At 37.2% G+C, this 1,748-nt stretch carries 4 protein-coding genes; 2 read left to right on the top strand and 2 right to left on the bottom strand.

Translation table 11 applies throughout. From position 1 onward, the window contains the following. Nucleotides 1-88 precede the first annotated feature (88 nt). Together R2Q85_RS24490 and R2Q85_RS24485 are read right to left on the bottom strand one after the other, a co-directional pair. Nucleotides 89-460 (bottom strand): response regulator transcription factor, encoded by a 372-nt coding sequence (locus R2Q85_RS24490; RefSeq protein WP_316814437.1) that lies wholly within the window; start codon nucleotides 458-460, stop codon nucleotides 89-91. A gap of 146 nt (nucleotides 461-606) precedes the next feature. Next, nucleotides 607-1,002 (bottom strand): hypothetical protein, encoded by a 396-nt coding sequence (locus R2Q85_RS24485; RefSeq protein ID WP_316814436.1) that lies wholly within the window; start codon nucleotides 1,000-1,002, stop codon nucleotides 607-609. Between the two features lie 143 nt (nucleotides 1,003-1,145). On the opposite strand from R2Q85_RS24485, the gene R2Q85_RS24480 reads away from it, so the two are divergent. After that, a complete protein-coding gene (locus tag R2Q85_RS24480; protein ID WP_316814439.1) occupies nucleotides 1,146-1,493 on the top strand; it encodes a JAB domain-containing protein in 348 nt (115 codons plus the stop codon). 147 nt (nucleotides 1,494-1,640) lie between these two features. Next, a partial coding sequence (locus R2Q85_RS24475; RefSeq protein ID WP_316814438.1) for a PD-(D/E)XK nuclease family transposase occupies nucleotides 1,641-1,748 on the top strand: 108 nt, incomplete at its 3' end.

Here is a 1,748-nt window from a genome sequence, read left to right as displayed (position 1 = left end):
TTTTATGCATGTGATTCACAATGCCTTTTTTACAGCAGCATCGCTTATTTTTATAAAAGCCATTGAATAATTCAAATATTACATTTTATCATGTACTGTTTCCCTTTGCAGGAATATATTTCCGAAGCACCCGGTACAATAAATCCAGATCAAAAGGCTTCCTGATATAATCATCAAATCCACCCTCTCCATAAAGTCTGTCAATGTTATAATTACAGCTTAAAGCGATAACTGGCAGGTGCGGATAACGCGATTTGATCCGGTAGCAGATCTGTTTGGCATCCTCGCCATTTAAACGGTAGTCCAGCATCACCACATGTGGCCTGCACTGATCTATCAGGTTCAGAAAATCCTCAGTTTCACGCAGAACAGGATAAACCTGTAAACCTTCCATTTGTAGTGCCTGGGTTAATACATCCAGGATAGCAGCATTTGTGTCTTGTACAACTATTGTTTCCATACGCCATTAACAGGCGTTGAAGCGATATCGCCGAATCAGCACCTGGTAAGTAATAAAGATAAAGAATTTGGCTAAAAAATTACCCGACAATAATTTGCACAAGGGTTTACAACTTTCATTCTTCAAGGTGATTTACTGCATAGCGCTTAGTCTAAAACCTTATCCAAATCCTTATATGCAAAGGTAGCTAAGGCATCATCAATCACTGCTAATTTTAGGCCTTTCAATTCTGCACCTCGATAACCCAATCCCTCAGTTCTTTTAACATCTTCCAGTTTGTTCCAGTTTTGCACTAATATGAAAGTTTCTGAATTTAAATTGCTACCGCTCACAGTGACGTTTAAATATTCTTTTTCACCTCTTTTTCCATAACCGTTTAAAATATAAGTTAAACTGCCAGCATCGGAACGAACCCGACTTACCAGATCAGTATTGTAATCCTTAACAGGTCGAGCTGAAACTGAATCTGTTTCCTTGCCATCATTACAAGATAAGACCGAAATCAGGGCAAAAACCAAATGGATTTTAAGGATTGCTTTCATGGTATACGATTGAGTATTAAATATATGGTTAAAAAATGAATTCCTTAATAATAGTTGCCTCCCATCTATTCATGTTACATCCTCTTATTTTCAAGGCTGGGTAGAAGCCATGGAAAACTGGGTACGGGCAACATACTTATCGGATAATTAAAGAAGTAATAGGCCATCAAAAAACAGCAGGTTGTTGGATATTGTTATTTGACAATACAAGTTTGCTGAAGCACAAGCAAAAGCTAGGTACTACCCCTACCGGGTTTGGTGATCCAAGAAATGTACTGCAGCTGTCTTTACAACACCAGTGTTTATCAATGGTATTGGTAAGCCACTCATTAACACCCTACACCGCCAGCAGAACAGACCTGATCTATAACCTAAATCTGATAGCAGCTGCCAATAATATCAGTATTTGTTTATTAGACCATATTGTAACCTACCCGGAAGGGTATTACAGTTACAGGGATAATGGTCTGCTCACCTATATGCGGAACTAAAAAAAGAAAGCGCAAACAACCTCTCAAAATATTGAACATTTAAACAATATATTACTATAAATCAAGTACTTAAAAAAATAAATGTGCTTTTTATGTGGTTACTAAATTCAAATCTGTATAGATTCACTTAAACTAATCTTATAATTTATGACAGAGAAAAACAGCCGTTACATTGATCCGCTTACGGACTACGGATTCAAACGCTTGTTTGGAAGCGAACCAGACAAAGACATCATGATCGAATTTTTAAATGCC

It is taken from the genome of Pedobacter heparinus (assembly GCF_032678725.1).
Lineage (GTDB): Bacteria > Bacteroidota > Bacteroidia > Sphingobacteriales > Sphingobacteriaceae > Pedobacter > Pedobacter heparinus_A.
Note: the sequence above shows the minus strand (reverse complement) of the source record. Positions and strands in the feature narration are given on the sequence as shown.

What these genes read in the sequence shown, in the direction of transcription:
- R2Q85_RS24490 (WP_316814437.1), bottom strand. Translation starts at nt 460, where the DNA reads ATGGAAACAATAGTTGTACAAGACACAAATGCTGCTATCCTGGATGTA.
- R2Q85_RS24485 (WP_316814436.1), bottom strand. Translation starts at nt 1,002, where the DNA reads ATGAAAGCAATCCTTAAAATCCATTTGGTTTTTGCCCTGATTTCGGTC.